Source organism: Alcanivorax sp. HI0083 (assembly GCF_001635175.1).
The window spans coordinates 1-4397 of sequence record NZ_LWFX01001307.1 but is presented as its reverse complement, the minus strand read 5'-3'; the positions used below and the strand labels follow the sequence as shown (position 1 = coordinate 4397).

The following is a 4397-nucleotide window of genomic DNA, read 5'->3' as shown; positions in this document are numbered from 1 at the left end:
GCCCCTGAGTAAGGATATTCACCACCTGCTCGTGGGGCACGTTCCAGTGGTTGTCCGGGTGGGTAGCTTCGATGGCCGCATACTGGCTGGCCAGCACCAGCTCATACAGCGCCTGCTGTGGCTTGCTGAATGTGCCGCTCACCGGGAAAGTGCGGGTAATATCGGATGCATAGTGTTCCAGCTCGCAACCGGCATCCACCAGCACCAGATCTCCGGCTTTCAGCTTTCCGGTGTTTTCGATGTAATGAAGAATGCAGCTGTTGGCGCCGCCACCGACAATGCTCGGGTAGGCGGGACTGCGCGAACCGTGGCGCATGAATTCGTGGATGTATTCCGCTTCCAGCTGGTATTCCATCATCCCTGGCTTCACCGACTGCATGGCGCGCACGTGGGCGCCGGCAGAAATGCTGGCCGCCTTGCGCATGAGTTTGCTTTCCGCCGCAGACTTGAACAGCCGCAGGTCGTGCAGATGGTGGGCCAGCGCCACGAATTCGCCGGGCGGGTGCGCGCCACTGCGCACCCGTTCGCGGATGCTGTTGACCCAGCCCATCAGGCGCCGATCGAATTCACTGTCGTGCCCCAGGTCGTAGTAGACCCGCTCACTGCCTTCGATCAGCCCCGGCAGAATTTCATCAATATCGCTGATCGGGAATGCATCGTCCGCATCGTATTCAGACACCGCGCCTTCCGGCCCGGCGCGGTAGCCGTTCCAGATTTCCATGGTGCGATCACGGTCGCGGCAGAACAGCACATACTCACCATACTCGCGCCCCGGCAGCAGCACCATCACCGCTTCCGGTTCGGCGAAACCGGTGAGGTACCAGAAATCGCTGTTCTGCCGGTACGGGTACTCCACGTCCCGGTTGCGAGTGCGCTCCGGGGCGGCAGGCAGAATGGCAATGCTGTTGGGCCCCATGATGGTCATCAGCTCCTGACGACGACGGGCAAACTCCTGGCGGCTGATACTCAAAACGACTCCTTAAATAACGCAACAGGCGGCACGCTTCACGCAACTCACGCAACAAACCAAACGCCTGATCCCCATTAATGGCGGGTTGGCGGTGTTTTATCCGCTGGCGCCGACTCTGGTTTGCCCTGATGGCGCATGACCAGCTCAGTGTAAATCATCAGGGCAGACATACGGCAGTGCTCGGCCACCTGCTCGAACATGTCTTCCTCGGCGTCGCCGTCATCATCCGGCGTAGCCACCTGGCTAATTGCCGCCAGGTCCGACAGTGCTTCCTGCACGCCGGGTGACAGGTCCTTGTCGTGGGTGTTGGCCGAGCCGGTGCCAAAGCCCACCAGGAAGCCTTCACTCCACTGGGCCAGCGCGGCCACCCGCAAGCCAAGGTCTTCCTCATCTCCCGGCAACAGCAGGTTCAGCTCCAGACCGGTTCCCTGGTAACCGCCGTGCAACTGGTCTCGCACCGCCAGCAGGGCGCCATTCATCTCGGCACCAAAGCCCTCCGGCATATCCACGTGGGCAGCCAGCACCCCAAGCAGTTCCTCATTGTGGCCGCCGTGGCCGGTGGCCAGCAGGCCGGCAATCACCCCCTGCAGTTCACTGGGAGAATGCTTTACGCCGGCCGCAGCCAGCCCCTGGACGAGAACCTCAAAATCAATATCGTTGGACATGCGTCTTTCCGTTTTCAACAGCCGGTGATCCGCTGGCGCGGCGGCCCCGGGAAGCAGAGTTGGGGATTACCTGAGAAGTGTGTGCTAAGTGGCTATCACACTTGAATTTCATTGACCCTTACAGACCCCACACCTATAGTACAAAAAGCCTGCAATCCGGGTGGGGGCGCCATCACCGGAAAATACCGGTAAGGTGCAGGGGAGCTACCTTAGGCGAACAGCGACCATTTTGCCATGACGACGGAACAACAACTGAGGCAACTGGAAGCCCGAGTCGATGACCTGCTGCGCATCAGCGCGCGGTTGCGTCAAGAGAACCAGGCCTTGCATGATCGCGAGAGCAAACTGGTGGAAGAACGGGCCCAGTTACTGAAAAAAAATGATGCCGCCCGCAATAAAGTCGAGGCCATCATCTCGCGTCTGAAATCTCTCGAGCAGGAATCCTGAGCGTGGTCTCCTGCCTGACTCTGACTCACAGCCAATGCGGTGTAATCCGGAATGTCTAACGAAAACTCCCTGGTAATTCATCTACTGGACAAGGAGTATCGCGTCGCCTGCCCCGCCGGGGAACAGGACAACCTGCTGGCGGCCGCCCGTTACCTGGACGAACAGATGCGCGAAGTCCGCGATGCCAATGTGATCGGCCTGGAGCGCATTGCCATCATGACCGCTCTGAACATGAGCCACGAACTGCTCCGCGCCCGCCAGAGCGTCTCCCAGGATTCTGAAAGCGAAGCCCGCGTGCAGGCCCTGCTCGGCCGCCTGGAAGAGGAAATCCAGGCCTTCGAAGACGCCCGCCGGAAGCTGTAACTGTTCTCCGCCTCGCCTGTAGGAGCACCTCTTGCAGGTGCGAACCGAGCATAACGAGACCACACAGAAACAGCTAACGACACGCGCTCAGAGAACCCCATCGAGCCACCAGCGATTTACGCGCTTACACGGGGTTCGCACCTGCAAGAGGTGCTCCTACAGCGGCTTCGCATCCAGACCAAGAACCACCAACGAAATCCCTTCCCTGTCAAGACTGACCCGGCCCCTGCACCACTGATACAATTACCCCAAGTGCTTCCTGGCCCGTGCGCCAGAGGGTCAAGTCCCCTTGCCGATAATGTACTACCCGGGGGCATATATTGCCTTGTCCGTGTGCATGTCCGCCTATTGAGCGGAAAGCCTGAGGGCAATGCTGCTGCCTCCACCTTGAACCTTCGGTTCAAGGGTCAAACCCGCAGCGGCGGGCCGGGAAGCACCCTTATATTATCGCCTGACGCCGGACGCCGGATGCCTGACGCGAAAACCACCGACACGCGACAACGCCAGCAACTGCGCCGACAGTTCCGACAGCGCCGCCGCGCCCTCAGCAGCGGCCAGCGACGCCGCGCCAGTGCACGCTTCGGCCCTGCCCTGGCCCGGGCCATTCAACATCGTCCTGCCCGCCACGTGGCTATCTACCTGCCCAACGACGGCGAACTGGATGTACGCCCTGCCTTGCGCCACCCGCGTTTTCAACAGGCCTCTACCTATCTGCCTTTTGTCGACGCTCTGCGGCCCGGCTATCTGCAATTTCGCCTCTGGCAGCATCACCATCCCATGCGAGCCAATGCCTACGGCATTCACGAGCCCGCCCTGCGCTACCGTGGCCGGGCCCTGTGGGCACTGGATGTGATTATTCTGCCTGCGGTGGCGTTTGATGAGGCGGGGTATCGGCTGGGAATGGGGGGCGGCTACTACGATCGCACCCTGGAACAACTGGCACGGCACCCTCGACGGCCACGGCTGGTGGCTGCGGGGTACGATTTTCAGAAAATGGAGAGAGGCGAGCTGCCGGTGGCCCCGTGGGACCAACCGGTAGAGAGTATTGTTACTGCGTCGTCTGCGTGACAGTAATGCCTGCGCTGTCAGCGTAACGCTGGTAATCCGGTTCATTTCCACCATGGGTGAGGCTGCTGACCAGCACGCCTAACCCGAAAACAACCGCCAGTAGCACCAGGGCGTCCGGCTTTTTCTTCATTGTTCTATTCCCCAAAACGGTACAGCAATATGAAAAAAGTGACCCAAAAGTATTAACAAGATTGTCACCTTAGTCTGATTTAACAGCATAAAATGCCAAGTGGGTCAAAATTTGATCATTTCCAAATGTAAAGTCAAGCAGTTAGCGCGGGTTGCTGACACTTCTTAACAGAACTCTGCAGTAACTCTCTACGTTCAAAGTGCGCTACGCTCGTCAATCGTTGCCCCTTTTAACAACCAACACAATGTAAAATCAATGAGTTAGCAAAAAATCGGACAAAAAAGACGGAAACGCAAACAAAACCGGCTACGCCGATTAACCGACAGGCTAAATAGCGATTAGTTCAAAAATAACCGGTAGGCGGGGTTGTCGCTCTCCTCAACCATGGGATAAGGCACCTTCTTGAGGTCGGCCAATAGCTTGCTCTGCTTGCCATCCTCCACCTGGAAGCCCACCAGCACACGGCCATAGGCCGCGCCGTGGTTACGGTAATGGAACAGGCTGATATTCCATTTTTCGCCCAGGGATTGCAGAAACTTCATCAGCGCTCCGGGGCGCTCCGGAAATTCCACCCTGAACAGCCGCTCCTTCAGGTCATGCCGGGAGGTGTGCCCGCCCACCAGATGACGAATATGCAGCTTGGCCATCTCATTACCGCTCATATCCACCACCGGATAACCGCGCTCCTGCAGCTCGCTCATTAGCGTCTGCAGCGCCTCTCCGCCCGGCCGCAACTGAATACCGACAAAGTTAT

Annotated in this window: 6 protein-coding genes, 1 other RNA gene and 1 pseudogene; 4 read left to right on the top strand and 4 right to left on the bottom strand. The window is 58.7% G+C overall.

Annotation, left to right across the window (positions count from 1 at the left end; all coding sequences use genetic code 11):
* Both A3754_RS19510 and A3754_RS19505 read right to left on the bottom strand, forming a co-directional pair.
* A partial coding sequence (locus A3754_RS19510) for an aminopeptidase P N-terminal domain-containing protein (protein ID WP_063521028.1) occupies positions 1-970 on the bottom strand: 970 nt, incomplete at its 3' end.
* Positions 971-1044: 74 nt separating this feature from the next.
* The gene (locus A3754_RS19505; RefSeq protein WP_063521027.1) at positions 1045-1635 is read right to left on the bottom strand and encodes a UPF0149 family protein; all 591 of its coding nucleotides are present in this window, start codon (positions 1633-1635) and stop codon (positions 1045-1047) included.
* A gap of 234 nt (positions 1636-1869) precedes the next feature.
* Here A3754_RS19505 and A3754_RS19500 point away from each other — a divergent pair, with 234 nt between their 5' ends.
* From A3754_RS19500 to A3754_RS19485, 4 genes are all read left to right on the top strand, one after another.
* Positions 1870-2082: a TIGR02449 family protein gene (locus tag A3754_RS19500; protein ID WP_063521026.1), complete on the top strand. Its 213-nt coding sequence runs from the start codon at positions 1870-1872 to the stop codon at positions 2080-2082.
* Positions 2083-2133: 51 nt separating this feature from the next.
* Positions 2134-2445 carry a cell division protein ZapA gene (locus tag A3754_RS19495; protein WP_063521025.1) on the top strand — a complete coding sequence of 104 codons (312 nt, stop codon included), beginning with the start codon at positions 2134-2136 and terminating at the stop codon, positions 2443-2445.
* A 253-nt stretch (positions 2446-2698) separates the two neighbouring features.
* Positions 2699-2882: non-coding RNA, 6S RNA (gene ssrS / locus A3754_RS19490), on the top strand.
* A gap of 31 nt (positions 2883-2913) precedes the next feature.
* The gene (locus tag A3754_RS19485) at positions 2914-3513 is read left to right on the top strand and encodes a 5-formyltetrahydrofolate cyclo-ligase (RefSeq protein ID WP_063521024.1); all 600 of its coding nucleotides are present in this window, start codon (positions 2914-2916) and stop codon (positions 3511-3513) included.
* Here A3754_RS19485 and A3754_RS26755 read toward each other — a convergent pair.
* Both A3754_RS26755 and A3754_RS19480 read right to left on the bottom strand, forming a co-directional pair.
* The gene (locus tag A3754_RS26755) at positions 3494-3643 is read right to left on the bottom strand and encodes a hypothetical protein (RefSeq protein WP_156497101.1); all 150 of its coding nucleotides are present in this window, start codon (positions 3641-3643) and stop codon (positions 3494-3496) included. The two genes, A3754_RS19485 and A3754_RS26755, sit on opposite strands and share 20 nt — an antisense overlap.
* A 338-nt stretch (positions 3644-3981) precedes the next feature.
* Positions 3982-4397 (bottom strand): annotated as a pseudogene (locus A3754_RS19480) (threonine ammonia-lyase, biosynthetic); the annotation flags it as partial.

What these genes read in the sequence shown, in the direction of transcription:
- A3754_RS19505 (WP_063521027.1), bottom strand. Translation starts at nt 1,635, where the DNA reads ATGTCCAACGATATTGATTTTGAGGTTCTCGTCCAGGGGCTGGCTGCG.
- A3754_RS19500 (WP_063521026.1), top strand. Translation starts at nt 1,870, where the DNA reads ATGACGACGGAACAACAACTGAGGCAACTGGAAGCCCGAGTCGATGAC.
- A3754_RS19495 (WP_063521025.1), top strand. Translation starts at nt 2,134, where the DNA reads ATGTCTAACGAAAACTCCCTGGTAATTCATCTACTGGACAAGGAGTAT.
- A3754_RS19485 (WP_063521024.1), top strand. Translation starts at nt 2,914, where the DNA reads ATGCCTGACGCGAAAACCACCGACACGCGACAACGCCAGCAACTGCGC.
- A3754_RS26755 (WP_156497101.1), bottom strand. Translation starts at nt 3,643, where the DNA reads ATGAAGAAAAAGCCGGACGCCCTGGTGCTACTGGCGGTTGTTTTCGGG.